This window comes from Futiania mangrovi, from assembly GCF_024158125.1.
In the GTDB taxonomy this organism is placed as follows: Bacteria; Pseudomonadota; Alphaproteobacteria; order Futianiales; family Futianiaceae; genus Futiania; species Futiania mangrovi.
Window position 1 is genome coordinate 858,127 of record NZ_JAMZFT010000002.1, and the last position, 25,546, is coordinate 883,672.

23 protein-coding genes are annotated in these 25,546 nt (G+C 69.1%); 7 read left to right on the forward strand and 16 right to left on the reverse strand.

Annotated elements, in window-relative coordinates; genetic code table 11:
- The first annotated feature begins 103 nt into the window (after positions 1-103).
- A complete protein-coding gene (locus tag NJQ99_RS10990) occupies positions 104-1,447 on the forward strand; it encodes a heterodisulfide reductase-related iron-sulfur binding cluster (RefSeq protein WP_269332876.1) in 1,344 nt (447 codons plus the stop codon).
- A gap of 95 nt (positions 1,448-1,542) precedes the next feature.
- Positions 1,543-2,133, forward strand: coding sequence for a DUF3501 family protein (locus NJQ99_RS10995; protein ID WP_269332877.1), 591 nt, complete (start codon positions 1,543-1,545; stop codon positions 2,131-2,133).
- Between the two features lie 3 nt (positions 2,134-2,136).
- Here NJQ99_RS10995 and NJQ99_RS11000 read toward each other — a convergent pair whose 3' ends face one another.
- From NJQ99_RS11000 to NJQ99_RS11020, 5 genes are all read right to left on the reverse strand, one after another.
- Complete coding sequence (locus tag NJQ99_RS11000) at positions 2,137-2,565, reverse strand: universal stress protein (RefSeq protein WP_269332878.1); 429 nt, start codon at positions 2,563-2,565, stop codon at positions 2,137-2,139.
- 73 nt (positions 2,566-2,638) lie between these two features.
- A complete protein-coding gene (locus NJQ99_RS11005; RefSeq protein ID WP_269332879.1) occupies positions 2,639-4,144 on the reverse strand; it encodes a bifunctional aminoglycoside phosphotransferase/ATP-binding protein in 1,506 nt (501 codons plus the stop codon).
- A 144-nt stretch (positions 4,145-4,288) separates the two neighbouring features.
- Positions 4,289-4,957 carry an RcnB family protein gene (locus NJQ99_RS11010; protein ID WP_269332880.1) on the reverse strand — a complete coding sequence of 223 codons (669 nt, stop codon included), beginning with the start codon at positions 4,955-4,957 and terminating at the stop codon, positions 4,289-4,291.
- Positions 4,958-5,068: 111 nt separating this feature from the next.
- Positions 5,069-6,832, reverse strand: a complete 1,764-nt coding sequence (locus NJQ99_RS11015; RefSeq protein ID WP_269332881.1) for a SulP family inorganic anion transporter — start codon at positions 6,830-6,832, stop codon at positions 5,069-5,071.
- 26 nt (positions 6,833-6,858) lie between these two features.
- On the reverse strand, positions 6,859-7,719 hold the full coding sequence (locus NJQ99_RS11020; RefSeq protein WP_269333221.1) for an MBL fold metallo-hydrolase: 861 nt from the start codon (positions 7,717-7,719) through the stop codon (positions 6,859-6,861).
- A gap of 351 nt (positions 7,720-8,070) precedes the next feature.
- Between NJQ99_RS11020 and NJQ99_RS11025 the strand changes: the two genes are divergently transcribed.
- A complete protein-coding gene (locus NJQ99_RS11025) occupies positions 8,071-8,610 on the forward strand; it encodes a PilZ domain-containing protein (RefSeq protein ID WP_269332882.1) in 540 nt (179 codons plus the stop codon).
- Here the strand turns inward: NJQ99_RS11025 and NJQ99_RS11030 are convergent.
- Genes NJQ99_RS11030 through NJQ99_RS11040 form a run of 3 tightly spaced genes read right to left on the reverse strand, consistent with a single transcriptional unit; the run spans position 8,576 to position 11,538 of the window.
- A complete protein-coding gene (locus NJQ99_RS11030) occupies positions 8,576-9,295 on the reverse strand; it encodes an ABC transporter ATP-binding protein (RefSeq protein WP_269332883.1) in 720 nt (239 codons plus the stop codon). The two genes, NJQ99_RS11025 and NJQ99_RS11030, sit on opposite strands and share 35 nt — an antisense overlap.
- Positions 9,292-10,533, reverse strand: coding sequence for an ABC transporter permease (locus NJQ99_RS11035; protein ID WP_269332884.1), 1,242 nt, complete (start codon positions 10,531-10,533; stop codon positions 9,292-9,294). The genes NJQ99_RS11030 and NJQ99_RS11035 overlap by 4 nt, the downstream gene beginning before the upstream one ends.
- Positions 10,534-10,539: 6 nt before the next feature.
- A complete protein-coding gene (locus tag NJQ99_RS11040; RefSeq protein ID WP_269332885.1) occupies positions 10,540-11,538 on the reverse strand; it encodes an efflux RND transporter periplasmic adaptor subunit in 999 nt (332 codons plus the stop codon).
- 269 nt (positions 11,539-11,807) lie between these two features.
- On the opposite strand from NJQ99_RS11040, the gene NJQ99_RS11045 reads away from it, so the two are divergent.
- Positions 11,808-12,995, forward strand: a complete 1,188-nt coding sequence (locus NJQ99_RS11045; RefSeq protein ID WP_269332886.1) for an MFS transporter — start codon at positions 11,808-11,810, stop codon at positions 12,993-12,995.
- Between the two features lie 21 nt (positions 12,996-13,016).
- Positions 13,017-13,613, forward strand: a complete 597-nt coding sequence (locus tag NJQ99_RS11050; protein WP_269332887.1) for a LysE family translocator — start codon at positions 13,017-13,019, stop codon at positions 13,611-13,613.
- A 90-nt stretch (positions 13,614-13,703) separates the two neighbouring features.
- Here NJQ99_RS11050 and NJQ99_RS11055 read toward each other — a convergent pair whose 3' ends face one another.
- The 8 genes from NJQ99_RS11055 to NJQ99_RS11090 form a co-directional block, all read right to left on the reverse strand.
- Positions 13,704-14,870: an ABC transporter substrate-binding protein gene (locus NJQ99_RS11055; RefSeq protein ID WP_269332888.1), complete on the reverse strand. Its 1,167-nt coding sequence runs from the start codon at positions 14,868-14,870 to the stop codon at positions 13,704-13,706.
- Positions 14,871-14,908: 38 nt separating this feature from the next.
- Positions 14,909-16,759: an AMP-dependent synthetase/ligase gene (locus NJQ99_RS11060; RefSeq protein WP_269332889.1), complete on the reverse strand. Its 1,851-nt coding sequence runs from the start codon at positions 16,757-16,759 to the stop codon at positions 14,909-14,911.
- 16 nt (positions 16,760-16,775) lie between these two features.
- Positions 16,776-17,552, reverse strand: a complete 777-nt coding sequence (locus NJQ99_RS11065) for an ABC transporter ATP-binding protein (protein WP_269332890.1) — start codon at positions 17,550-17,552, stop codon at positions 16,776-16,778.
- Positions 17,549-18,364 carry an ABC transporter ATP-binding protein gene (locus NJQ99_RS11070; RefSeq protein WP_269332891.1) on the reverse strand — a complete coding sequence of 272 codons (816 nt, stop codon included), beginning with the start codon at positions 18,362-18,364 and terminating at the stop codon, positions 17,549-17,551. Before NJQ99_RS11070 ends, NJQ99_RS11065 begins: the two co-directional genes overlap by 4 nt.
- A complete protein-coding gene (locus NJQ99_RS11075) occupies positions 18,361-19,458 on the reverse strand; it encodes a branched-chain amino acid ABC transporter permease (RefSeq protein ID WP_269332892.1) in 1,098 nt (365 codons plus the stop codon). Before NJQ99_RS11075 ends, NJQ99_RS11070 begins: the two co-directional genes overlap by 4 nt.
- A gap of 6 nt (positions 19,459-19,464) precedes the next feature.
- A complete protein-coding gene (locus NJQ99_RS11080) occupies positions 19,465-20,340 on the reverse strand; it encodes a branched-chain amino acid ABC transporter permease (protein WP_269332893.1) in 876 nt (291 codons plus the stop codon).
- Positions 20,341-20,562: 222 nt separating this feature from the next.
- A complete protein-coding gene (locus NJQ99_RS11085; protein ID WP_269332894.1) occupies positions 20,563-22,218 on the reverse strand; it encodes a thiamine pyrophosphate-binding protein in 1,656 nt (551 codons plus the stop codon).
- A 32-nt stretch (positions 22,219-22,250) separates the two neighbouring features.
- On the reverse strand, positions 22,251-23,300 hold the full coding sequence (locus NJQ99_RS11090; protein WP_269333222.1) for an alcohol dehydrogenase: 1,050 nt from the start codon (positions 23,298-23,300) through the stop codon (positions 22,251-22,253).
- A gap of 298 nt (positions 23,301-23,598) precedes the next feature.
- Here NJQ99_RS11090 and NJQ99_RS11095 point away from each other — a divergent pair, with 298 nt between their 5' ends.
- The gene (locus NJQ99_RS11095; RefSeq protein WP_407933369.1) at positions 23,599-24,777 is read left to right on the forward strand and encodes an acyl-CoA dehydrogenase family protein; all 1,179 of its coding nucleotides are present in this window, start codon (positions 23,599-23,601) and stop codon (positions 24,775-24,777) included.
- Positions 24,774-25,538 carry an SDR family NAD(P)-dependent oxidoreductase gene (locus NJQ99_RS11100; RefSeq protein ID WP_269332896.1) on the forward strand — a complete coding sequence of 255 codons (765 nt, stop codon included), beginning with the start codon at positions 24,774-24,776 and terminating at the stop codon, positions 25,536-25,538. The genes NJQ99_RS11095 and NJQ99_RS11100 overlap by 4 nt, the downstream gene beginning before the upstream one ends.
- Positions 25,539-25,546: the final 8 nt, after the last annotated feature.

The following is a 25,546-nucleotide window of genomic DNA, read 5'->3' on the forward strand; positions in this document are numbered from 1 at the left end:
GCATGACGCCTGCCCCCTGCTCCTGCCCCCGGCGCGCCGCCCGATACACGGGCATGGCCCGCGCCCCCTCATGGGACCGACATCTGACAGCGAGGAACAGCCGATGCGCGAAGGTAGCCTGGACGCCCCGGTGCGCCATCCGATCGATTGGAACGACCCGGATTTCTACGACGAGGCCAAGCTCGACGAGGAACTGAGGCGCGTTTTCGACATCTGCCACGGCTGCCGGCGCTGCTTCAACCTGTGCGATTCCTTCCCGCGCCTGTTCGACCTGATCGACGAAAGCGCGTCCGGCGAGCTGGACACGGTCGAGTCCAAGGATTTCAAGCCGGTCGTGGATGCCTGCACGCTCTGCGACATGTGCTTCATGGTGAAGTGCCCCTATGTGCCGCCGCACGAGTTCAACCTGGACTTCCCGCACCTGATGCTGCGCTACCGCGCGGTCGAGCACCGCAAGGGCCAGCGCGCGATGGGCGAGCGGGAACTGACCAAGACCGACCGCAACGGCAAGCTGGGCACGATGGTCTCCGGCCTCGCCAACTGGGCGTCGAGCGAGAAGAACACCCTCACCCGCCCCGTGATGGAAAAGACGCTGGGCGTGCACAAGGAAGCCGCCCTTCCGAAGTTCACCGGCAAGACGCTGGTTGCGCGCGCGAAGGCAAACCCGCCGCAGGTTGACGCCGCGGCCCCGGCGCACGGCCGCAAGGCGGTGATCTACGCCACCTGCTACGGCAATTACAATACGCCGGAGATTGGCGAGGCGGCGCTCAAGGTGCTGGCGAAGAACGGCGTCGCGTGCGAGGTCGTCTACCCGGAATGTTGCGGCATGCCGCAGATGGAGCAGGGCGACCTGCCCAAGGTGGCGCACAAGGCGAAGTCGGTGGCCGCGAACCTGAAGCCCTGGATCGAGAAGGGCTATGACGTCATCGCGCTCGTTCCCTCGTGCGCGCTGATGCTGAAGTTCGAGTGGCCGCTGATCGCCACCGACGACCCGGGCGTGAAGGCGCTGGCCGAAGCGACGTTCGACATCTCGGAATACATCGTCGACATCGCCAAGAAGGAAGGCCTGGCCGAGGGGCTGAAACCCCTGGACGGCGCGGTCTCCGTGCACATCGCCTGCCACGCGCGGGCGCAGAACATGGGCCAGAAGGGCGCCGAGCTTGCCAAGCTGATCCCCGAGACGAAGATCGGCGTGGTCGAGCGTTGCTCGGGCCACGGCGGCTCCTGGGGCATCATGAAGGACAATTTCGAGGTCGGCATGAAGGTTGGCAAGCCGGTCTTCCGCCAGATGAAGCAGAACGGCGACGCGAAATACATCGCGTCGGAGTGCCCGCTGGCGGGCCTGCACATCCGGCAGGGGATCGAGCGGTCGGGCGAGGGCGAGGTTGCGCCGGAGCTTGCGCCGCATCCGGTGGTGCTGCTGGCCAAGGCCTACGGGCTGGCCTGAGCCGAGGGGACCGGCGCGCGCGGGATCCGGCGGCAGACGCCGGGCCCGCCGCCCGCCCGGAACGAAGTCATAGCTGAGAGTGGGAGAGCATCGCCATGGCCGCGAAGCAACAGATCACGCGCGACGACATCATGCCCGTCGAGGAGTATGTGAAGGTCCGCAAGGAGATGCGCCAGAACCTGCTGGCCATCAAGAAGCCGCGCCGTATCGAGATCGGTCCGGTCGCCACCTGCTATTTCGAATGCTACGAGACAATGCTCCACCAGATCCAGGAGATGCTCTACATCGAGAAGGGCGGGGAGGAGCAGATCGCCGACGAACTGTCGGCCTACAACCCGCTCGTGCCGAAGGGCCAGGAACTGGTCGCGACCGTGATGTTCGAGATCGACGACCCGATCCGCCGCAAGAACTTCCTCTCCCGCCTCGGCGGCGTCGAGGAGACGATGTTCCTGCAGTTCGCGGGCGAGACGGTGAAGGGCGTGCCGGAAGCCGACGTCGACCGCACCACGGCGGACGGCAAGGCGTCCTCGGTGCAGTTCATCCACTTCCCGTTCACGGCCGGGCAGATCGCGAAGTTCCGCGAGGCGGGCACGCAGGTGGTGCTGGGCTTCTCGCACCCCTCCTACTCGCACATGGCCGTGCTGTCGGAGGCGTCGCGTGCCGCGCTCGCGGAGGATTTCGCCTGAGGATCAGCCCTTCGGCCGGAGAACGAGGACCGAGCAGTTCGAATGCCGCACGATGCGGGCGGCGTTCGAGCCGAGCAGATAGGTACTCATCTCCGGCCGGTGCGAGGTCATGACGATCAGGTCGCAATCGGCGGTCTCCGCCTCGCGGATCACCTCGTCATAGACGGTGCCCTTGCGCACGACGGTGGTGACCTTCAGGTCGCCGCCTGCCTCCTTGGCGAGGGTCGAGAGCGATGCCTTCGCTTCGTCCATCCGCTTGGTCAACACGTCTTCCGGCATGTAGAGCGACACGCTGGCCGGGATCACTGGCAACACCGTGAGCAGACGAAGTTCCGCCCCGTGCTGCCTGGCAAGATCGCCGCCCGCCTGAACCGCGTTTCCGATGGTGGCCTGCTCGTCGAGATCGACGGGAACCAGGATCCGGTTGAACATGTCGCGCCCCTCCTTGAGCTTTTTATTGCAGCTTTCTTTTGGCCCATGCGGCGGATGGCGTCGTTGACCTGCCTCAAGCGGCGGGAACGCGCAATCCGGCCGCGGCACAGGCGGCGGCGAGGCGGGTGTCCGGCTGCGCGCCGGCGTCGAGGTGCGGCCAATTGGCGGGCGGCTCACCTGTCTCCATCTGCCGCTCCAGCACCGTGACGGTCGCGTCGGACGCATCGCCCGTGCGGGCCGCGATGCGCGTGCGCAGCGTGTCGCCTGCGGCTTCGAGCCAGAGGGGCGCGAAAGGCACGCCCGCGCGCGTGGCAACTGCCGCGGCGGCGTCCCGCCAGGAGGGTCGAAGGAAGGTGGCATCCAGGATCGCGGGATGACCGGCGGCCAGCGCGCGGGCCGCGTCTTGCATCATGCGGGCGCGCACCGCGTCCGAGACCGTCTCGGCGTAGGCTTCCGGCGGAAGTCGGGTTTCGGGCGCAACGCCCCACAGGCGCTTGCGCGTCACGTCGCTGGAGATCACGACAGCGCCTGGCACACCGCCCGCGTGCGGGGCCAGCGTGGCGGCGAGCGTCGACTTGCCCGTCCCCGAAAGACCGCCGACGGCGAAAAGACGGGGGGTGGCGGGTGCGGCCAGCACGTCTGCCGCGAAGCGGGCGTATGCGTGCGCCTCCTCTTCCTTCGGGCTGTCGCCGAGGCCGAGAACCATCGCCCGGACGGCGGCGCGCAGCGAGATGAAGAGCGGCAGGGCGCGCAGGCCCCGGTAATCCCGTGTCGCCGACAGATAGCGCGAGAGAATGCGCGCCGCGTCGCCGCGATGGCCCCGGAACCACAGGTCCATCAGCAGGAAGGCCAGGTCGTAGAGCACGTCGATGTCGGTCAGTGCGCGGTTGAACTCGATCGCGTCGAAGGGCGTCGGTTCCCCCTCGAACAGGCAGAGATTGCCGAGATGCAGGTCGCCGTGGCAGGCCCGCGCAAAGCCTTGCCGGGCGCGGGCTGCGAGCCAGGGGCCGAGCGCCTTCGCCGTGGCCTCTGCACCCTCGCACCAGGCGCGCGCATGGGTGTCGCCGCGCGTGGCCGGGTTCTCCAGCAGCCCCCCGGCCACGCCCGCGACGGTCTGCGAGACGGGCTGCACCTTCCCGGCCCGCGGTGCGGCGAGGTGCGCCTGCGCCACGCGGTCGGCGAGGGCGGCGAGCAGCGCGGGCGTGAGGCGGCCATCCTCCAGCACGCGGTCGAGGCGGTCGGCGTCGGTGAAGCGCACCATCTCCAGCAGCCAGTCGACGGGCGTGCCGGGGCCGTCCAGCGCAAGCCGGTCTCCCATCCGCGTGACCGGGTGCACGCCGAGATAGAGGGCGGGCGCGGTGCGGCGATTGATCTCGAACTCGCGCGCGATGGCGGCGCGGCGCTGCTCGACCGTGGTGAAGTCGGCGAAGGGGAAATGCACCGCGCGCTTCATCTTCCAGGCGCGGGTGGGGGTGAGGAAGACGTGGGAGAGGTGGGTGTCGATCCGCGTGACCGCCGCGCCCGGAAAGGCGGCGGTTTCGAGGAAACGGACGGTCTCAGCCTGCTCCGCGGCCGTCATGGTGGATGCTCCCCGCCTTTCCTGGCGCTGCCTTCAGGCCCTCATTGTGCGGGCCGGGCGGGGTGGGTCAATGCACGAACGCCGCCGCGGGGGCGAACCCCGGCGCGGCGGCGCGTGACTGCGCTGAGCGGGGGGTGGGGGCGGTCAGCGCAGCAGAAGCATCTCGACCACCCGGTGCGTCGCCCGGTGCACCAGGAAGATGTCGTCGGTTGCCCGTGCGTAGAAGTGGCCGGGCGGCGGGGCGGGCAGCCGGTAGCGGCGCCAGTCCGACAGCGTCACGAGCCCGGCGATGCGCGGCAGGCGATGGCCGACCCATTGGCCGTATCGCGGGTGACGCTGCCAGCGGTGCTGGTTCTGCGTGTCCGTTCCCCACCATGCGCGGCGGTCGTCGCGCCAGCGCCCGTCTCTCCAGTCGGGCCGCCAACGGTCGTCTCTCCAGTCGGAGCGCCGATCACGCCAATCGTCGCGCCAATCGCCGCGCCAGTCGCGCCACGCCTCGCGGCGGTCCTGCAGGCGCTCGCGGCGTTCCTCGCGCCACTCCTTGCGCGCTTCCCGGCGGTCCTCGCGGCGCTCCTTGATGCGCTCGCGGCGTTCCTCCCGCCAGTCCTTGCGGGCCTCGCGGCGGCCCTCCCGCCAGTCCTTGCGGGCCTCGCGGCGGCCCTCGCGCCAGTCGCGTCCGTCGGCAAGCTGCACGGCGGCGCTGGCGTGTGGAATTGCATCGGTGCGCTGGAAGGCGCCCGCCATCGCCGGCGCACCCAGCGCGCCAAGGGCGAAGATCGTCGCCATGAGGGTGGCTCTCGTCGTGTTCCGCATGGATCTGGTCCTCCCGTTGCCGGCGGGGCAGCAGGCGGGCGGTCTAGGCTCCCGTGCGCTGTCCCATGATCCGTTAACGCTCGGGAAGGGCCGATCCCGTCGCGGGAAATTTCATGCAGCGGGCGGCTTCGCGGTCTCGCGGCGCGGGGCGGCAAGGGTGGTGTGCGCCAGTTCCGGGTTGAGCGCGGCCAGCGCGTCGTACTGCGTCAGGAACACGCGGCCCGACAATTCGTCGAGGAAATGCGCGCGCTTCAGCCGGTCCATCACCGGCCCCTTCACCTCCGTCAGGTGCAGGGTGACACCGGAATCCTTCAGCCGGTGATTGATCGCCTCCAGGCTTTCCAGCGCGGAGGCGTCGATGAAGTTCACCGCCGGGCACATCAGCACCACGTGCCGGATGCGCGCGTCGGCGGCCACCGCATCGTAGATCCTGTCCTCCAGAAAGCGCGCGTTCGGGAAATAGAGGCTCTCGTCCACGCGGATCGAGAAGACCTCCGGATCGGTGACCACCTCGTGGCGGTCGATATTGCGGAAATGCTCGGTCCCCGGAACCTGGCCCACGACCGCGCAATGGGGACGCGAGGTGCGGAACAGGTGAAAGGCGATGGAGAGGCCCACGCCCGCGATGATGCCCAACTCCACCCCGAAGCCGAGTGTGATCAGAATGGTCGCGGCCTGGGCCGCGAAATCGCTGGGCGAATAGGCCCAGGTGCGCTTCAGCGCACCGAGGTCGACGAGGCTCAGCACTGCGACGATGATGGTGGCGGCCAGCGTCGCCTTGGGCAGGAAGAACAGGAGCGGCGTCAGCAGAAGCGTCGCAAGCCCGATGCCGATGGCGGTCAGGATGCCGGCGGCGGGCGTCTCGGCACCTGCGTCGAAGTTCACGACCGAGCGCGCGAAGCCGCCGGTGACCGGGTAGCCGCCCGTCAGGCCCGCGCCGATGTTCGCCGCGCCGAGGCCGATAAGCTCCTGATCCGGGACGATGCGCTGGCGCTTCTTGGCGGCGAGCGTCTGCGCCACCGACACGGATTCGACGAAGCCGACGATGGAGATGAGCAGGGCGGAAAGCGCGAGCGAGCCCCACAGGTCGAGCTCGAAGGTGGGCAGGGTCAGCGGCGGCAGGCCCTGCGGAATGTCGCCGACGATGGCAACGCCCTTCTCGTGCAGGCCGAGGCCGAAGGTCGCGAGCGTCGTGACGGCTACGGCGGCGACGGGACCGGCCTTGGCGCACACGTCGGCCAGGCGCGGGCGCATGCCCCATCCGGCCAGCAGGGGCTTCAGCGACTTGCGCACCCAGAACAGGAAGGCGGTCGAGGCCGCACCGATCGCCAGCGTCGGCAGGCTCACGTCCGGAAGCGCCTGCACGAGAGACAGGCCAAGCTCGTAGAGATTATGGCCCGAGGCGTCGACGCCGAGGACATGCTTCAGCTGGCTGGTCGCGATGAGGATGCCGGAGGCCGTGATGAAGCCCGAAATGACCGGGTGGCTGAGGAAGTTCGCAAGGAAGCCCAGCCGCAACAGGCCCATCGCCAGCAGCATCAGGCCCGAAAGGAGCGCAAGGACGAGTGCGGCGGTGTAATATTCCGGCGTGCCCACGGCGGCGAACTGGCCCACGGCGGCGGCGGTCATCAGCGAGACGACGGCGACCGGCCCGACCGCCAGCGCACGAGAGGTTCCGAAGATGCCGTAGAGGACGAGTGGCGCGATGGAGGCGTAGAGCCCGACCTCGGGCGGAAGGCCCGCCAGCAGCGCATAGGCCAGCGACTGCGGGATCAGCATGATCGTCACGATGACCGCGGCGATCAGGTCGTTGGCCAGGGTCTCGCGCCCGTAGCCCGCGCCCCAGTCGAGGATCGGAAAATAACGCTTCAGCATCGCTTCCGCTGCCCCCCGCGTGCCCATCAGACGGCGTTGAGCGGGATCTTCAGATAGACGATGCCGTTATCCTCCGCCGGTGGCATGCGGCCCGCGCGCATGTTCACCTGGATCGAGGGCAGGATCAGGCGGGGCATGTCGAGGGTCTGGTCCCGCTCGGTCCGCATCTTCACGAACTCCTCGCGCGTCTTGCCGCCGATGTGGATGTTGTTGGCCTTCTGCTCGGCAACCGTGGTTTCCCAGGCGTATTCGTCGCGGCCCGGCGCCTTGTAATCGTGGCACATGAAGAGGCGGGTGTCGTCCGGCAGGTTCAGCACCTCCTGGATGGAGTCCCACAGCGTCTCCGCCGAGCCGCCGGGGAAGTCGCAGCGCGCGGTGCCGAAATCCGGCATGAACATGGTGTCGCCGACGAAGCCCGCGTCGCCGATCACATAGGTGAGGCAGGCCGGCGTATGCCCGGGCGTGTGCATCACACGCCCTTCGAGCCCGCCGATCCGGAAGGAGTCGCCGTCCCGGAACAGCCGGTCGAACTGGCTGCCGTCGCGCTCGAACGCGGTCCCGGCGTTGAACAGCTTGCCGAACACGTCCTGCACGACTGTGATGTTGGCGCCGATGCCGATCTTGCCGCCCAGCTTCTCCTGCAGATAGGGGGCCGCGGAGAGGTGATCTGCGTGCACGTGCGTCTCCAGCAGCCACGCGACCGACAGGCCGTGGCTGCGCACATGCTCGATCACCCGGTCGGCGGACGCCGTCTCGGTCCGGCCCGAGTTGGGGTGATAGTCGAGCACGGAATCGACGATCGCGCAGGCGGTGCTGCCCGGGTCCTTAACGACATAGGACACGGTGAAGGTCTCTTCGTCGAAGAACGCGGTCACTTCGGGTTTCATGGCGGGGTTCATCGTGGCCCTTTCCCGGTTCGGTCCGTCATATTAGCTAGCGCTGATATATTAGGCCTGGCGGCGAAATACAACAGGCCGGTGTGATTGAAGTATGGCCCGGATCGGGACGCACGACAGCCCTTCTGTGACATGGGCCGATCCGGCGGCACGACCGGGCGGGCCGGGGGGCCGTCGGAAAATCAAAGGCTTGCGGCGGCAAGGCGCGGATTGCGGCAGATTGGCCCGCATCTTGCGGACATGGGTTCGTCAGTTCGTTGCGTCTCTCGATGGTTTCGCAGGGCAGCTCACCCCTTTCCGCTTGCGATGCGCGGGTGGGGGATGCAACGAGGGCGAAAGAAGATGGACCGGATCCGCACAGTGTTCGGAAAGCGCACGACACCCCCCCGGAAAGAGATGGCGCAGCCGTCAGCGGCTTCGCCGCGCGAGGCGCAGGAAAGGCTCTACCGGCGCCAGCGGGCGTACAAGGGGGCCGAGATCCATTACGACAAGGGGCTGATGTCCTGTCCGTGCCGCGTGATCGACATTTCTGACGCGGGTGCGCGCCTCACGTTCGCAAACGACCTGGCGCTGCCCCATGCCTTCACGCTCACGATCGCGCTGGACGGCGTCGAGGTCGATTGCGCGATGGCCTGGTACGACCGGCGCCAGATGGGGGTGAAGTTCGTCTCGCCCATGCGCAAGGTCAGCCCCCGGCGCGCCCAGAGCGTGCAGTCCTCCGACGCCCGGCGCGGTCCGCGGTTGCGCTCGATCGTTCCGGTGACGCCTGCCGAGGAGCCGCCCGCACAAGCGCCGAAGGGGCTCGTTGCCTCCCTTCCCGAGGTGAGCGCGGCACTGGCCGCCAACATCATCCGTTTTCCGGGCGCGAAGCGGCGCCAGTAGAGCGGCGTTCGTCGCTTTCGAGGCGCCCGTCGACGAGGTGGAGGCGCCGGTCCATGCGGTCGGCGAGGCCGATGTCGTGGGTCACGGCGAGCACGGTCTTGCCCCGCACATGGACAAGCTCGTCGAGGATCTGGAACACCTGCTCGGAGCTTTTGGAATCGAGGCTGCCGGTCGGTTCGTCGGCGAGCACGATGGGCGGATCGTTGGCGAGCGCGCGGGCGACCGCGACGCGCTGGCGCTGGCCGCCGGACAGCTGGTCGGGCCGCTTGTCGACGTGGCCGACGAGGCCGAGGCTCTCCAGAAGCTCGCCTGCACGCGCGCGCATCTGGCGCCGGGAGAGACGCCCGAGGCGGCGCATGGGGATCTCCACGTTCTCGCGCACCGTGAACTCCGGCAGCAGGAAGTGGAACTGGAAGACGAAGCCCAGGGTCGAGAGGCGCAGCGCCGCGCGGGCGTCCTCGGACAGGGTGGAGACGTCCTCGCCCGCGATCCGCAAGGAACCGGACGAGGGCCGGTCCAGCAGCCCGAGCAGATAGAGCAGCGAGGACTTGCCGGACCCCGACGGCCCGGTGATCGCCACGAACTCCCGTGCGGCGACGGTGACGGAGATGTCCTTGACCAGCGTCACGGGCACGACGGCGGGCAGGATGCGGGTGAGGTGCTCCGCCTCGATCAGCGCGCTCATGACGCCCCCCGGATGATGTCGACCGGGTTGAGGCGGGCGGCCTTGCGGGCGGGAAGATAGCCCGCGATGCCCGCGGACAGCAGCGCGAAGCCCGACGCGATTGCGTAATGCCAGGGACTCCAGGCGAGCGGCAGGCGCGACATCTCCGATCCCATGCCGCGCAATTCGAACGTGATCTGCGCAAGCACGAGACAGAGGCCGAAGCCGAGCGCCCAGCCTGCGACGGAGCCCACGGCGCCGATAGCGATCCCCTCCACCAGGAAGAGGCGGCGCATGTCGGCTTCCCGGAAGCCCAGGGACTTCAGGATGGCGATGTCGCGCGCCTTCTCGTGCGTGATGGTCGAGACGATGTTGAAGATGCCGAAACCCGCGACCAGCAGGATGGCCGCGACGACCGTGTACATGATGGCGTTGCGGATCACGATGGCCTCGAGCAGGGATTCGTTGGCCTCCTCCCACGAGACGGACTTGTAGCCGGTCTGCGCCTCGGCCCGGGCGGCGACGGCGCGCGCGGCCTCCGGGTCGTCGAGCTTGATGCGGATCTCGTTGACCGCGTTCGGCCGCTCCGAGAGGATCTGCGCGTTCTTCAGCAGCACGTAGGCCTCTCCCTCGTCGCGCGCGGTCGATCCGGTGTGGAAGAGGCCGACGATCTTCAGACGCCGGACGAGGCCTGTGGAGGACACGAGGCTGACGGTGGTGCCCATGGCCGCGCCCAGCCGCTCCGCCATGCGGTCGCCGATGACGATGCTGTTGCCGCCTGCGGAGAGCGCGGAAAAGCTGCCCTGCACGAAGTCCTGCGCGACGGAGGAGACGCGCGCCTCCGCTTCCGGCTCGATCCCCAGGATGGCGGCGCCCACGTCGCGGCCCGAATAGCGCACCACGCCCTGCGTGCGCAGGCTGACCGCCATGTCGCCCGGCACCCAGGCGTCGAGCGCAGCGCGCACGGCGGTCGGGTTGCGGATGCCGCGGTTGTCCTCACGCGGGCGCAACCCTGAGAAGTCCGTGGTGTCGAACGCGGCCTCCGCGGGCTGGCGCGGCGGCTCTCGCGTCTCGTCGGTGATGCGGACGTGCGGCATGCTGTCGACGAGATTGGCGATGAGGTCGTCCTGCGACCCCTGCATCAACGCAGCCATCGCGACCGAGAAGCCGACGCCGAGACCGACGCCGAGGATCGCCACGAAGGATTGCCGCGCGCGCCCCGCGAGATGGGTGAAGGCGAGGTCGAGGAGGAGGCGCATCGATGCTTACTCCCGCTCGCGTACGCGGGCGCCGTCGGCGAGCCCGTCCGGGTAGGGCACGATCACGCGCGCGCCGGGCGCAAGCCCCTCCAGCGCCTCGACCTGCTGCGTACCCCGGATGCCCGGCGTGAAGCTGCGTCGGAGGGCGCGGCCGTCTTCCACCACGAACACGGCGCCACCGTCCACGGCGGCGGCGGGCACCAGCGGCGTATCCTCCGAGGTGCCGACGACCACGTTCACGTCGACCGTCATGCCGATCATAAGGGGCGTTTCCGCGGGCAGGGCGAAGCGGACGCGGTAGGTCTTTGTCACCGGGTCGCCCTTGGGCGTGATGCTCTCGACCGTGGCGTCGAGCGCGCGGCCGGGGAAGGCGTCGGAGCTGAGCAGCGTGCGCTGGCCGGGACGGATGCGGGGAATGTCCTCCTCGTTGACGTCGGCGACGACCTGAAGAGGACGGAGTTGCCCCACCCAGAAGAGCACGTCGCCGGGCTCCGCGATCTCGCCGACCTCGCCGTCCTGGCGCAGGACGACGCCGTCGAGGGGCGCGCGCAGGACATAGTTGTCGAGCCGCGCGCGCTGACCGGCGATGGCGGCCTCGACCTGGGTCAGTTCGCTCTCCGCCCGCTCGAGGTCCTGGCGGGAGGTAACGTTGCGGGCGGCGAGGTTGCGGTAGCGCTCGACCTCCTGGCGGGCGAGCAGGCTGCGGGCGGTCAGTTCCTCCAGCGTGGCCTGCGCCTCGCTGTCGTCAAGGCGGGCAAGCTCGTCGCCGGCCTCGACCTCGCGGCCCTCGCAGTCGCAAACGGACACGATCCGCTCGCGCACGAGCGGCGTCACCTTGGACCATGTTACGGGTTCCACCACGCCGGTCGCATAGACGATCTCGGCGGCGTCGCCCCGCGTCACGGGCTGCGTCGCGACCGCCATCGGGCGCTGGGTGTAGAGCCACGCCGCGCCCGCGGCTGCGAGCAGGGCGAGGATCAGCAGGACGGGCTTGAGCAGACGCAAGGGGAAACCTCTCTCGACCGGGCTCAGGGTGCGTGGCCGCGACCCTAGTGGGCGTGGGCAGGCGGGCGCCTTGATGCGGCGCAAGGGAGCGAAGGGACCGGGCTCCGGTCGATCCCGACGCCGGGCCGGCCTCGGGCCTGCCTTGCGGCAACCGCTGTTCAGTCTAAACGCAAAAACCTGTATGGGGATAAGTTCCGCGTCCCGGAGGGACCGGGCCGGAAGCCGTGCGCGCCGCCGGGTGCGCTCTCCCAAAGCAGGATACCTCGCCCATGGCCGGGATCGCCGCGCTCGCCGTCGCCTATGTCTTCTCGCAGTTCTACCGCTCTTTCCTGGCGGTGCTGACGCCTGCGCTGACGACCGAGCTTGGCGCGACGAGCGCCGACCTGTCGATGGCGTCGGGCGCCTGGTTCGCGGCCTTCGCCCTGATGCAGTTCATCGTCGGCGTCTCGCTCGACCGGTTCGGGCCGCGCAGGACGGCGGCGGTCTTGCTGGGCGTGGCGGGCGGGGGCGGCGCGTTCATCTTCGCCGCAGCGACCCAGCCGTGGATGATCACGCTCGGCATGGTGCTGATCGGGATCGGCTGTTCGCCGGTGCTGATGGCGTCGTTCTTCGTCTTTGCGCGGACGTTCAGGCCGGCACGCTTCGCGGTGCTCGCCTCCTGGTTCATGGCGATCGGCATGGCGGGGAACGTTATCGGGTCCTCCCCGCTCGCCATCGCGGCCGAGGCGCTGGGCTGGCGCGCGGTGATGGGCGGGCTCGGCGCGCTGACGGTGCTGTCGGCGCTGGCAGTGCACGCCCTGCTGCGCGACCCGCCGCAGACCGAGGCGGACCGTGCGGACAACACGGGCTTCAAGGGATATCTCGAGCTGATCCGGATGCCGGTGCTGTGGCCGATCATCCCGCTGGTCGCGGTGCACTACGCGCCATCGGCGGGTATCCGCGGCCTGTGGACGGGACCCTATCTCGCCGACGTCCACGGGGCGGGCACGCTGCTGATCGGCGACGTGACGCTGTGGATGGCGCTGTCGATGGTGGCGGGCAGCTTCCTCTACGGCCCGCTCGACACGCTGCTGAAGACCCGCAAATGGGTGATATTCGGCGGAACGGGGCTGGGGCTTGCGGCGATGGCGGTGCTGGCGCTCTCGCCCGAGATCGCGCTGACGCCCGCCACGGTGCTGCTGATCGTGATCGGGGTGTCGGGCGCGGGCTACGGCGTCGCCATGGCGCACGCACGCGCGTTCTTCCCGGCGCAGCTGACCGGCCGGGGGGTAACGCTGATGAATTTCTTCTCGATCGGCGGGGTGGGGCTGATGCAGTTCCTGACGGGCGCGGTCGTCTCCTCGCGCGAGGCGGCGGGCTCGGTGGAGGCCTATGGCGCGCTGTTCGGGTTCTACGCGATCGTGGTCGCTTCGGCGCTCGCGATCTATCTGTTCGCGCGCGACGCGCGGCCCGAGTAGGGCGGGCGAAAGGGTGGTGTCATGGCGCTGTCGACCCTGTTCGCGCTGCTGGTGTTCGCATTCGTCTCCTCGATCACGCCGGGGCCGAACAATTTCATGCTGCTCGCCTCGGGCGTGAACTTCGGCTTCCGGCGCACGGTCCCGCACATGCTGGGGATCGCGACGGGCTTCTGCTCGCTGCTGCTGGGCGTGGGGTTCGGGCTTGGTGCGCTGCTCAAGACCAATCCGGAGCTGCATCTCGCGCTGAAGATCGCGGGCGGGAGCTATTTGCTCTACCTTGCCTGGCGGATCGCCATGAGCCGCCAGATGGGCCGGGGCGGGGCGGCGAACGCGCGGCCCATGACGCTGCTTGAGGCCGCGGCCTTCCAGTGGGTGAATCCGAAGGCCTGGGTGATGGCGGTGACCGCGATGGCGCTCTACACGAGCCCGGAGGCGCCGTTCGCGTCGGTGCTGATGGTGGCGGGCGCCTTCACGCTGACGAACCTGCCGAGTGTGTCGGTCTGGGCGGGGTTCGGGGTCGCGCTGCGCGGCTGGCTCGCCGATCCCGTCCGGCTCAAATGGTTCAACATCGCGATGGGGGTGGCGCTGGCCCTCACTCTGGTGCCGATGCTGGGCTAGCGCGCCGGACGTCCGGACAGCGGCAGGAGCAGAAAGGGCGGCCCCGATGGGACCGCCCCCTTTGCGCGTTTCAGCGCAGTAAGGCGCGGATCACTTGGCCTGAACCTCGCCGATCAGCGCCCAGGAGCCGTTCTGCACCTGGCTGATGTAGATGTCGCTGCTGCCGATGTGGCTGCCGTCGGTGTAGTCGACCGTGTAGCCGCCGATCTCCTCCTCGTACTTCAGCGTGCTCATGGCCTTCTTGAAGCCGTCGAGGGTGAGGTCGGGGCCCGCGGCCTCCAGCGCGCGGACGAACACTTCCGCCGCGGTGCGGCCGAGCAGCGCGCCCGTGCCCGGCAGGTCCTCGCCCGTCGCGGCCTTCCACTTGGCGACCCAGTCGGCGACAGCGGGGTTGGAGAGGCGCGCCTCGAGGTCCTGCCAGCCGGCGCCGGCGTAGAGCCCTTCGGTCACGCCGCCCGGCACCTTGGCGACGGCGGTGTGGAAACCGGCCGAGGAGACGAGGAAGTCCGCGTCGGTCCAGCCCATCTTCTTCGCCGTGCCGACCGCCGTGATCGTGGCGCGCAGGCCGAGCGCGATGGAGACGAGGTCGCAGCCCTCCGCCTTCAGCTTGCCGATGGCGCCGGTGAAGTCGGTCTCGTCCGGGCGGTGCTGCGTCTCGGCCTTGAAGGTGAGGCCGCGCGCTTGTGCCTCGTCCACGGTCGCCGAATGGATCTCCTCGCCGAAGTCGGAGGGGATGTACATGGAGCAGACGGTCTTGCGGCCGTTCTTCTCCATCAGGTAGCCGGCGGCGGCGCGGATGCCGTCATAGTAGCTCGACAGGCCGGTGAACTTGTTCTCGATCGGGTCCTGCAGCATCTGGCGCGCCGCGGTCAGAGGGCTGATGTTCGGGATGCCGAGCGGGTCGAGCACGTTGAAGGCGGCGATGTTGTGCGGCGTCCCGAGGCTCAGCAGCATGGCGAACACCTCGTCGCGATTGACGAGCTTGTTGACCGCCTGCACCGCCTTGGGCACCTGGTAGCCGTGATCCTCCACGATGTAGCGGATCTGGCGGCCGTGCACGCCGCCCTTGGCGTTCAACTCGTCGAAATAGAGCTGGGCGGCCTTCACCGCGGGCACGGAGAAGCCCGCGAAGATGCCCGACATGTCGTGCGCGCCGCCGACGCGCACCTCTGTGTCGGTGACGCCGCGGGTCTGCGCATGGACGCCCCCGGCTGCGAGCGCGGCGGCGGCCGCGGCTGCGATGGCAAGTTTCCTCATGGGTCTCCTCCCGATGTCAGGCCGGGTCCGATGCCGGCTCAGGTCTCCGCGTACATGCTGTCGATCAGCGCCTTGTGCTTGTTCTCCACGAAGCCGCGCTTCAGCTTCATGGTGGGCGTCAGCTCATCGTCCTCGGCGGTCAGCAGGACGTCAATGAGCCGGAACTTCTTGATCTGCTCGACCTGCGCGAAGTCGCGGTTCACCGCGCGCACGACGCAGTCGATCAGGTCGACGACCTGCGGCGCGGCGCACAGCGAGGCGAAGTCGGTGAAGGGGATGCGGTTGTCCTGCGCGAACTTCTCCACGTTCTCCTGGTCGATCATGACGAGCGCGGTCAGGTACTTGCGCCGGTCGCCGATGACCACGGCGTCGGAGACGTAGGGCGAGAACTTCAGGCGGCTCTCGATCTCCGCCGGGGTGATGTTCTTGCCGCCCGCGGTGATGATGATGTCCTTGAGCCGCCCGGTGATCGTCAGGTTGCCGGAGGCGTCGAGACGGCCCACGTCGCCGGTGTGCAGCCACCCCTCGGCGTCGATCGTCTCAGCCGTCTTGTCGGGCTTGTTCCAGTAGCCGGGGAAGACGTTGGCGCCGCGCACCAGCACCTCGCCCGTCTCCGCGATGCGCACCTCGCTGCGCGGCAGCGCCGGGCCGACCGTGCCGATGGCATTGCGCGCGGGCGTGTTGACGCTGACGACGCCTGAGCTTTCGGTCATGCCGTACCCTTCGACCAGCGGCACGCCCAGCGCGCCGAACCAGCGCAACAGCTCGGGCGAGATGGGCGCGGCCCCGGTCGTGCCGCGCCGGCAGCGGTCGAGGCCCAGCATCCGGCGCAGATTGCGCAGCACCAGCAGGTCCCAGGCGAGATGGTTGAGCGCGACGTGCGGGGGCACGCGCGCCCCCCGCTCGACCGCGGCGAGGCGGGCCGCGCCCGCCGCCAGCGCCCGGTCGAACGCCCAGCGTCCGAAGGCGGTGGCTTCGGAGCGCATGATGGAGATGCGGGAATACATCTTCTCCCACACCCGCGGCACGCCAGTGAAGACGTGCGGGCTCACCTCCTGCAGGTTCTCGAACACGGTCTCCGGGCTCTCGGCGAAATTGATCGTCGTGCCGACGGCCACCTGGAACTCGGTCGAGACCAGCCGTTCGAGAATGTGACACAGCGGCAGGAAGCAGAGCTGCTCGTCTCCGGGCCGCGTCTCGAGGATCTCCAGCCCCGCCGTGATCTGGTACATGACGTTCAGGTGGCTGATCATCGCGCCCTTCGGCGGCCCCGTGGTGCCGGAGGTGTAGATCAGCATGCGCACGTCTTCGGGCTTCGCCTTTGCGATCTCCTCCTCGAAACGGTCGGGGTGGGCGGTCACGGCCTCGTCGCCCAGTTCGTAGAGGCGGTCGAGGAAGATCACCTTGTCGTCGTGGAAATCGCGCAGGCCCTTGGCGTCGAACACGATCACCTTGCGCAGGGTGGGGACGGAGGCGCGGATTTCCAGGTACTTGTCGAGTTGCTCGTCGTTCTCGAGGAACAGGAAGGTCGAGCCGCTGTCGTTGACGAGGTAGGCAAGCTGCTGCGCGCTGTCGGTGGTGTAGACCCCGCTCGGGATGCCGCCGACCGCAGCGATCCCGTAGTCGCAATAGAGCCATTCCTTGCGGTCTTCCGACAGGATCGAGACCGCCTCGCCGCGCTGCAGGCCGAGCGCGATCAGCCCCATGCCGATGCGGCGGGCTTGCTCGAAATAATCGGTCCAGGTGAAGCTCTGCCAGATGCCGAGGTCCTTCTCCCGGTGGCAGACGCGCGCCCCGAAGGCTTTGCAGCGCTTCGCCCACAGCGCGACGGGCGTGTCGCAGCCGTCGAGCACGATGGGGGCGGAGGTGTTGCCGGCCGTCACGGTCATCGCGTCGCCTCCCGCCCTAGCGCCAGGTCTTGCGGCGCTTCCAGCGCCGTCCGCCGCGGTCGTCCCCGCCGCCGTGCTGCCCGAGGTAGAATTCCTGGATGTCCTCCGATGCGAGAAGCCGGGCGGCGTCGCCCGCCATGACGATGCGGCCCGTCTCCAGCACATAGCCGAAGTGCGCGGTGGTCAGCGCCACCTGCGCGTTCTGCTCCACGATCAGCATGGTCACGCCCTGCTCCTCGTTGAGGCGGCGGATGATGGCGAAGATCTCCTGCACAAGCAGCGGCGAGAGGCCGAGCGAGGGCTCGTCGAGCAGCATCAGCTTCGGCCTGGCCATCAGGCCGCGCCCGATCGCCAGCATCTGCTGCTGCCCGCCCGACAGCGTGCCCGCGATCTGCGCACGCCGTTCCTTCAGGATCGGGAAATAGCCGTAGACCATCTCCCGGTCGGCGGCGATGGCCGCGCGGTCGGAGCGGGTGAAGGCGCCGAGCGTCAGGTTCTCCTCCACCGTGAGGAAGGGGAACACCTCGCGCCCCTCCGGCACGTGCGCCATGCCGCGGCGGACGAGCTGATCGGGCTCCATCCCCTGTACCTCCTCGCCGAGGAAGGCGACGGTGCCCTTCTCCGGGTCCAGCGCGCCGGAGACGGTCTTCATCAGCGTCGTCTTGCCCGCCCCGTTCGCGCCGAGGATCGTGACGATCCGGCCCCGGTGGACCGAGAGGCTGACGCCCCGCAGCGCCATGATCGCGCCGTAGAACGTCTCGACATTGCGGACGTCGAGGACGGCCTCGCTCATGCGTGCGCCTCCCCGCCCGTCTGTCCCTTGCCCGTCTGTCCCTTGCCCGCATGGCCGGTACCGAGATAGGCCTCGATCACCGCGGGGTCCTTCTGCACCTCCGCCGGCGTCCCCAGCGCCAGCGGCTGGCCGTTCGCCATGGCGAGCACGCGGGTCGAGACGCGCGAGACGAGGTTCATGTCATGCTCGACCATCAGGACCGTGAGGCCCATGTCCTTCTGCATGTCCTCGATCCAGAAGGCCATGTCCTGCGTCTCCTCGACCGAGAGGCCGGAGGCGGGCTCGTCCAGCAGGATCAGCTTGGGGCGCAGCGCCAGCGCGCGCGCGATCTCCACGACCTTGCGCACGCCATAGGGCAGGCCGGCGATCAGCTTGTTGCGATAGGGCTGCAGCTCGAGGAAGTCGATCACCTCCTCCACGATGCGGCGGTCCTCGACCTCCGCGCGCCGGACCGCGGGCAGGAACAGCACGTCCTGCCACCAGGCCGTGCGCCGCGCCGTGTGCCGCCCCACCAGCAGGTTCGCGAGCACGGTCGAATGGTCGAAAAGCTCGATGTTCTGGAAGGTCCGCGCGATGCCCAGGGGCGCGATCTCGTGCGCCTGAAGCCGCGTGATGTCGCGCCCGTCGAACACGATGCGGCCCGCGCTCGGCTCGTAGAAGCGCGAGATCAGGTTGAAGATGGTGGACTTTCCCGCCCCGTTCGGGCCGACGATGGTGAAGACCTCGCCCGCCTCGACGTCGAAGGAGACACCGTCGACCGCCTTCACCCCGCCGAAGTGCACGGCGAGATCGCGCACTTGGAGCAGGCTCATCGCATCCGCTCCGTCTTCAGGTAGGACTTCTGGCGGCGGAACATGTCCTTGCGGTAGAGCGGGAAGATCTGGAACCAGGTCCTGATCTTCAGCCAGCGCCCGTAGATGCCGCGCGGCTCGTAGATCATGAACAGCACGATCAGCGCCGCGAAGAGCGCGGTGTCGAGGCCGGGATAGGCGGAAAGGTCGAGGATGCCGCGCGTGCTCAGCACGTCGTTGAGGATCGAGATCGCCTGCGGCAGCAGCCCGACCACGATGGCGCCCAGGAACGCGCCCTGGATGAAGCCCAGCCCGCCGATCACCACCTGCAGCACCAGCGTGATCGAGATCAGGATCAGGAAGCTTTCATAGTTCACGAACTGCACGAAATGGGCGTAGAGCGCACCCGCGATCCCGGTCATGGCGCAGGACAGCCCGAAGGCGAGCGTCTTCGTCCGCGCCACGTTCACGCCCAGCGCGCGCGCCGAAATCTCCGAATCCCGGACGGCGAGGAAGGACCGGCCGGTGGGAGAGCGCATCACGTTCACATAGCCGAGCGTCACCACGACCGTGACCGCAAGGCAGAGGTAGTAGAAGGCCTCCGCCGTGCCGTAGCGGTCGATCTTCATGCCGAAAAGGTCGATGGCGGGGGCGGAGACGCCGATCACACCGCCGGTGATGGGCTCCAGCATGATCGCGATGTCCTCGACGATCACGCTCAAGGCCAGCGTGGCGATGGCAAGGTAGATGCCGCTCATGCGCAGGATCGGCATGGCGACCAGCGCGCCGATGACGCCCGTTGTCAGCGCCGACAGGGGCAGCGCCGCGAGGAAGGGGATGCCCGCCTCCATGTAGGCGATGTTGGAGAAGGCGCCGATGGCGAGGAAGGCCGCGTGGCCGAGGCTCACCTGCCCCGTGTGCCCCGCGAGGATCATCAGGCCCATGCCCGCGACCGACCAGATCAGGATGGCCGTGACCTCGCCCAGGTAATAGGTGCCGAGGAGCCAGGGCAGCGCGACCATGAGCGCCAGAAGCGCGGCGTAGCGCAGCATGGCGGCCCGGTCCTCGAAAAGCCGGATGTCGGTCAGGTAGCTGTCCTTGAAGAGCACCTTCATCGCGCGTCACACCTTCTTCTGCCGGACTTGCGCGAAGAGGCCGTGCGGGCGCGTGATCAGTACCACCAGCATGATCGCGTAAGGCGCGACCTGCGCCGTGCCCGCGGGCGCGAAGCGGGCGGCGAACGGCTCCACGATGCCAATCAGCAGCCCGCCCAGCAGCGCGCCCGGCAGGCTGCCGAAGCCGCCGATCACGGCCGCCGCGAACGCCTTGATGCCGAGCAGGCCGACCGAGGGGTCGATGGCGCCCTTGGCCGCGAACATCGCGCCCGCCACCGCCGAGACGACGCCCGACAGGCCCCACACGACCGAGTTCACGGTCTTGACCGGGATGCCCATGTAATAGGCCGCCATCTGGTTCTGCGAGGACGCCTGCATGGCGACGCCCAGCTTGGTGCGCGCGAAGAAGAGCCAGAGCACGCCGGTCAGCAGCATGGTCGCGGCGATTGTCCACACGTCGGCCCAGGCGATGATGACGCCCGCCACCTCGACCTGCTGGCCCGCGAAGGAGGTTTGCAGCGAGACGGGATCGTGCCCCCAGATCACGCCCGCCACGAAGCGCAGCACGAAGCCCAGCGCGATGGTGAGGATGACCATGGCGAACTGCGGCTGGCCGAAGATGCCGCGCAGCACGAAGCGGTCGAGCAGATAGCCGAACACGCCCATCACCGCGCCGGCGCACACGATGCCTAGGAGGAAGGGCAAATCCGCGCCCTCGGCGTTCACGAAGCTTATGGCGAGGAAAGCGCCCAGCATCATGAAGTCGCCCTGGGCAAAATTGACCGCCTCGCTCGCCTTGTAGATCAGGACGAAGCCGAGGGCCACGAGCCCATAGATACACCCATTCGAAATGCCGCCCACGAGGAGCTGCAGCACTTCCATCGACCCCTGTCCTCCCCTGCGGCGGCGCGCTGCCGTCCAGGCCCTGTTCGCGAAGCGGTCTTGTCGCCGTCTTCCTGCCTGCAGAGGAGATAGTTCCGCGCGCGCGCCGTCAAGCGCCGTCTCGCGCTTCTCGCTGCGTAAGCATCCGCATTGCCTTTCAGATTCGTGGGGGCCGACCTGCAGCCCGGCCACGCCCGGGCGGCCGGACTGGGTACCCGCCCGTCAGCCCTTCTGCGCATAGGGCGGCGGCTTGTAATAGGGCGGGTAGGGGCCGATGGCGGTCATGTCCACCTCGACGAGCGCCGGGCCGTGGTGGTCGAGCGCCTGTCTCAGTGCGCCTTCCAGTTCGCCGACCGCACTCACGCGGCCGAAGGGGATGCCCGCAAGCTCGGCAAGGCCTTCGAGGCTCGGCGCCTTCAGGTCGCCGAAGAAGTGCCGCCCGCCGTAGAGCGCATCCTGGATGTGCTTGATGACGCCATAGCCCTTGTCGTTCATGACCACGATGGCGACCTGGACGTTTTCCTGCACGGCGGTCCACAGCTCGCCCACATTCAGGAAGAAGCCGCCGTCGCCGGTCATCACCACGGTCTTGCGGCCCTCCGCCGCGAAGGCCGCGCCGATGCCCATCGCGAGGCCCGGCCCGATCGCCGCGCCGATGGGATAGACGTTCTGGCCGGGTTCCTTGAGCGGCAGCAGCCGGTTCCCCCAGGTCGTGTTGTTCAGCGTGACGTCGCGCACCCACAGCGCGTCCGGCCCCATGGCGCGGGCGAAGGCGTCCGGCACGTCGCGGTAGGGGCCGAGCGTGTCGCGGAACGTCTCCACGATGCGGGTCTTGAGGTCCGCGATCTCCGCCCGGTAGCTGTCCTCGACCGCAAGCCGCCCCTCCAGCCGGTCGGCGATTGCGGAGAGCGCCGCCCCTGCCTCGCCCGTGTGGAACAGGTCCGTCGTGTAGGTGCGCCCGCGCGCGGCGGGGTCGATGTCGATCTGCACGCGGGTTTCGGGCAGCTTCATGGAGAGGTCGCGCGTCTCGTGCCCGCGCAGCCGTCCGCCCGCGACGACCATCATGTCGACGGTTTCGTAGAAGGCCTCCACCACGGGGCCTGCGTGGAACGCGCCGAGCATCATCGGGTGAGTCTCCGGAATGACCGCGCGGCCCGCTCCGCTCGTCACCACCGCGATACCCATGTCCGCAAGCCGTTCGACCGCGGCGCGCGCGTGCCTCGCGCCATTGCCGCACCAGAGCAGCGGGCGCTTCGCCCCGGCCACCGCGTCGGCCAACCGGTCGAGCGAGCCCGCATCGCCCGCCCACGCCGGCGGGATCGGCAGGACGAGGCCTTCGAGGTCCGCGGGCCGGTCGATTCGCGTGCGCTGGATGTCGATGGGGATCTCGACGGAAACGGGCCCCATCGGCGGGGCCAGGGCCGCCGTCGCCGCCTCGATCAGCGTGCCGAGCGCCTCATCCGCCGAGCGGACGCGAAACGCCTTCTTGGAGACCGAGGCGAGCATGCCGAGCTGGTCCGGCACGTCGTGCACCGCGCCGTGGCCCGTGTCGATGTCGGCGGTCTGCGTCTGGCCCGTGATGTGGAGCAGCGGCGCGCCGCCGAAGCGCGCCTCGACGAGGCCCGGCACGGCGTTCGCAGCCCCCGGCCCGGTCGAGGTGAACAGCACGCCGAGGTTGCCCGAGACGCGGGCATAGGCGTCGGCCATGTGCGCACCGCCCATCTCGCCCCGCGCCATCACGAAGCGGATCGCGTTGCCGCGCCCGATGGCGTCGAGCATCGGGATGTTGTGGACCGAGACGATGCCGAACACGGTCTCGACGCCCAGCGCGTGGAGGAAGTCGGCAACCAGGTCGCCGACGGTGTAGGTGCCTGTCATGTGCAGGTGGTCCTTCGTGCTTGTGCTGGTCTTCAGGGGGTCAGGACCACGCGGCCCACCACCTTGCCCGCGCGCAGGTCGGCGAGCGAGCGGCCGGCCTCGGCGAAGGGGCGGCACTCGATGGGCACCTCGGGCAGGCCGTGCGCCTTCACGAGATCGACGAGCGCCCGCAATTCCTCAAGCGTGCCGACATAGCTGCCCTGGATGGTGATCGCGCGCATCGGGATGTAGGGGACGGGGATGGTCACGTCGCCGCCCAGCAGCCCGACCACCACGACCTTGCCGCCGCGCGCCAGAAGCTCGATCCCGAGGTCGAGGGAGGATCCGCTGCCGACGAGGTCGAGGACGATGTGCACCGTTCCGCCTGCGGCCTTGCGGATCTGTGCCGCCGCGTCCTCGGCGCCCGGGTCGACGGCGGCCACCGCGCCCGCCTTCAGCGCCGCTTCGCGCTTGGCGGGGTCGGGCTCCACCACGACCGCGCCCTTCGCGCCCATCATGCCCATGAGGCCGAGCGCCATGAGCCCCAGCCCGCCCGCGCCCATCACCACCAGCATATGGCGGGACAGGTCCGCGCCCAACTTGCCGAGCGCGCTGTAGGTCGTCAGCCCCGAGCAGTTGAGCGGCGCGGCCTTCACCGGGTCGAGCCCGTCGAGCGGCACGAGATAGCGCGCGTCCGGCACCAGCAGGTGATCGGCATAGCCGCCCGCGCGGTTCACGCCGAGGAAGCGCGGCCTGCCGCAATAATTCTCCTGCCCGCCCGCGCACACCGGGCAGTCGCCGCAGCCGATCCAGGAGAAGGCGAGCACCTTGTCGCCCGGCTTCACACCGGTCGCGTCCGGGCCCGTGGCAACGACCTCGCCCGCCGTCTCGTGGCCCATGGTCAGGGGGAAGTGCACCCGTCCCTCGAACGACAGCTTGCGTCCATGGCCGAGGTCGTATGCACCCTCCCAGATGTGCACGTCGGAATGGCAGACGCCCGCGCCCAGCACCTTCAGCAGCACCTCCGCGCCCTTCGGTTCGGGCAGCGGCTCCGTCGCCTCGGCCAGCGGGGTCTCGAACCCGGTCAGCTGGTAGCTGCGCATCGTTCCGGTCATCGGCTGTCCCTCTCCCTCCCGTTTTCGTGGGTCTTGTTTGCGGGCAAGCCTAGCCAATGGCCCGCCCGGCCACAAAGGCAAAGCCGCGCGTGGCAGCCCGTCACGGCGCGCAAGGCCCTCGCGCGCCCCGGTGGATCGACAGGGCGGGCGCGGATGCTCTATCACTCGACCCGAACGCCGCTCCCGGGCGACGGCATGGCGGGCATGAGTGCGCGCAGGGTGTTCCCGCGGGGCAGGTCAAGAAACAATGCGCGCCAACGATGCGCGATCCGAGGGAGAGCAGATGATCGATTTCTCCATGACCGACCGTCAGCGCGAGCTGAAGGAGCGGGTGACCGCCTTCATCGACGAGACGGTCATTCCCTACGAGAAGGACGCCCGCGCGACCAGCCACGGTCCGACCGACGAGCTTCGGGTGGAGCTGAACGCGCTCGCCAAGGAGGCGGGCCTCTTCGCCCCGCACGTGTCTGAGGAATATGGCGGCTTGGGCCTCGGCCATGTCGACCGGGCGATCGTGTTCGAGGCCGCGGGCCGCTCCCCTCTCGGTCCTGTCGCGCTGCATTGCGCCGCTCCCGACGAGGGCAACATGCACCTGCTGGAGAAGGTTGCGACGCACGCGCAGAAGGAGAAGTACCTGCTGCCGCTCGCGAGCGGTGCGGTGCGGTCCTGCTTCGCCATGACGGAGCGCGGCGGCGCGGGCGCCGACCCCAGCGACATGAAGACGGTGGCGACGCCCGACGGCGCGGGCGGCTATATCATCAACGGCAGCAAATGGCTGATCACCGGGGCGGACGGGGCGGGCTTCTCCATCATCATGGCGACCGTCGACGACCCCAAGGGCAAGAGCGGGCCGACCATGTTTCTGACCCCGCTGCCGGCCGAGGGGGTCAAGCTCGACCGCCTGATGGACACGATGGATTCGAGCTTTACCGGCGGGCACGGCGAGATCGTCTACGAGAACCTGCGCGTCGGGCCGGACGCCGTGCTGGGCGAGGTGGGCGAGGGCTTCCGCTACGCCCAGGTGCGGCTTGCGCCCGCGCGCCTCACGCACTGCATGCGCTGGCTGGGGGGCGCGACCCGGGCGCACGAGATCGCGACGGAGTACGCCCGCCAGCGCCACGCCTTCGGCAAGCCCATCGGCGAGCACGAGGGCGTGGGCTTCATGCTGGCCGACAACGAGATCGACATCGCCCAGTCGCGCCTGACGATCTGGCACACGGCGTGGCTGCTCGACCAGGGCGAGCATGCGCGCCACGAATCCTCCATGGCCAAGGTCGCGGTGTCGGAGGCGCTCTTCCGCATCGTCGACCGCTGCGTGCAGACGCTGGGCGGCCTCGGCATGAGCCGGGAGACGGTGGTGGAGCAATTGTTCCGCGAGATCCGCGGGTTCCGCATCTATGACGGCCCCTCGGAGGTGCACCGCTGGGCCATCGCGAAACGGGTGATGAGGGCGAACCGGACATGAGCGGCATGTTCGACCTGACGGGCAAGGTGGCGGTCGTCACCGGCGGCGGCCGCGGCATCGGGCGCGCCATCGCGGAGGCGCTGGCCGCGCACGGCGCGAAGGTGATGATCGCGAGCCGGTCGGAGGCCACGCTGAAGGAGGCTGCGGCCGCGATCGCCGCGCAGGGCGGCACCGTCCGCCACCACGCCTGCGACGTGACGAAGGCGGAGGACCTGGAGGCGCTGCGCGACGCGACGCTGGAGGCGTTCGGGCGCATCGACATCCTCGTCAACAATGCGGGCATCGACCCGCATTACGCGAGCATGGAGAAAACCGATCCCGCCGAATGGCAGAAGATCGTCGACGTCAACCTGACGGGCGTCTTCCTCGGCTGCCGCATCGTGGGCACGGCGATCCTCGAAGGCGGCGGCGGCTCGATCATCAACATCTCCTCCATCGCCGGGCACACGGGCCTCAAGCGCCAGGTGCCCTATTGCGCGACCAAGGGGGGCGTCGAGCAACTCACCAAGGCGCTGGCGCTCGACTGGGCGGAGAAGGGGGTGCGCGTCAATGCCATCGCCTATGCGTTCATCGCCACGGACCTGACGAGCGGCGTGCTGGGGCACGAGCACATCGGGCCGAAGCTGCAGGCGCGCACGCCGATGAACCGCTTCGGGCGGGTCGAGGAGACAGGCGGCGCGGCGGTGTTCCTCGCCTCCGACGCGGCGAGCTACGTCACCGGCTCGACCCTTCTCGTGGACGGCGGCTGGACGGCGGGGTGAGCGCCATG

Coding starts and splice junctions, on each gene's coding strand:
- NJQ99_RS10990 (WP_269332876.1), top strand. CDS start 104: ATGCGCGAAGGTAGCCTGGACGCCCCGGTGCGCCATCCGATCGATTGG.
- NJQ99_RS10995 (WP_269332877.1), top strand. CDS start 1,543: ATGGCCGCGAAGCAACAGATCACGCGCGACGACATCATGCCCGTCGAG.
- NJQ99_RS11000 (WP_269332878.1), bottom strand. CDS start 2,565: ATGTTCAACCGGATCCTGGTTCCCGTCGATCTCGACGAGCAGGCCACC.
- NJQ99_RS11005 (WP_269332879.1), bottom strand. CDS start 4,144: ATGACGGCCGCGGAGCAGGCTGAGACCGTCCGTTTCCTCGAAACCGCC.
- NJQ99_RS11010 (WP_269332880.1), bottom strand. CDS start 4,957: ATGCGGAACACGACGAGAGCCACCCTCATGGCGACGATCTTCGCCCTT.
- NJQ99_RS11015 (WP_269332881.1), bottom strand. CDS start 6,832: ATGCTGAAGCGTTATTTTCCGATCCTCGACTGGGGCGCGGGCTACGGG.
- NJQ99_RS11020 (WP_269333221.1), bottom strand. CDS start 7,719: ATGAAACCCGAAGTGACCGCGTTCTTCGACGAAGAGACCTTCACCGTG.
- NJQ99_RS11025 (WP_269332882.1), top strand. CDS start 8,071: ATGGACCGGATCCGCACAGTGTTCGGAAAGCGCACGACACCCCCCCGG.
- NJQ99_RS11030 (WP_269332883.1), bottom strand. CDS start 9,295: ATGAGCGCGCTGATCGAGGCGGAGCACCTCACCCGCATCCTGCCCGCC.
- NJQ99_RS11035 (WP_269332884.1), bottom strand. CDS start 10,533: ATGCGCCTCCTCCTCGACCTCGCCTTCACCCATCTCGCGGGGCGCGCG.
- NJQ99_RS11045 (WP_269332886.1), top strand. CDS start 11,808: ATGGCCGGGATCGCCGCGCTCGCCGTCGCCTATGTCTTCTCGCAGTTC.
- NJQ99_RS11050 (WP_269332887.1), top strand. CDS start 13,017: ATGGCGCTGTCGACCCTGTTCGCGCTGCTGGTGTTCGCATTCGTCTCC.
- NJQ99_RS11055 (WP_269332888.1), bottom strand. CDS start 14,870: ATGAGGAAACTTGCCATCGCAGCCGCGGCCGCCGCCGCGCTCGCAGCC.
- NJQ99_RS11060 (WP_269332889.1), bottom strand. CDS start 16,759: ATGACCGTGACGGCCGGCAACACCTCCGCCCCCATCGTGCTCGACGGC.
- NJQ99_RS11065 (WP_269332890.1), bottom strand. CDS start 17,552: ATGAGCGAGGCCGTCCTCGACGTCCGCAATGTCGAGACGTTCTACGGC.
- NJQ99_RS11070 (WP_269332891.1), bottom strand. CDS start 18,364: ATGAGCCTGCTCCAAGTGCGCGATCTCGCCGTGCACTTCGGCGGGGTG.
- NJQ99_RS11075 (WP_269332892.1), bottom strand. CDS start 19,458: ATGAAGGTGCTCTTCAAGGACAGCTACCTGACCGACATCCGGCTTTTC.
- NJQ99_RS11080 (WP_269332893.1), bottom strand. CDS start 20,340: ATGGAAGTGCTGCAGCTCCTCGTGGGCGGCATTTCGAATGGGTGTATC.
- NJQ99_RS11085 (WP_269332894.1), bottom strand. CDS start 22,218: ATGACAGGCACCTACACCGTCGGCGACCTGGTTGCCGACTTCCTCCAC.
- NJQ99_RS11090 (WP_269333222.1), bottom strand. CDS start 23,300: ATGCGCAGCTACCAGCTGACCGGGTTCGAGACCCCGCTGGCCGAGGCG.
- NJQ99_RS11100 (WP_269332896.1), top strand. CDS start 24,774: ATGAGCGGCATGTTCGACCTGACGGGCAAGGTGGCGGTCGTCACCGGC.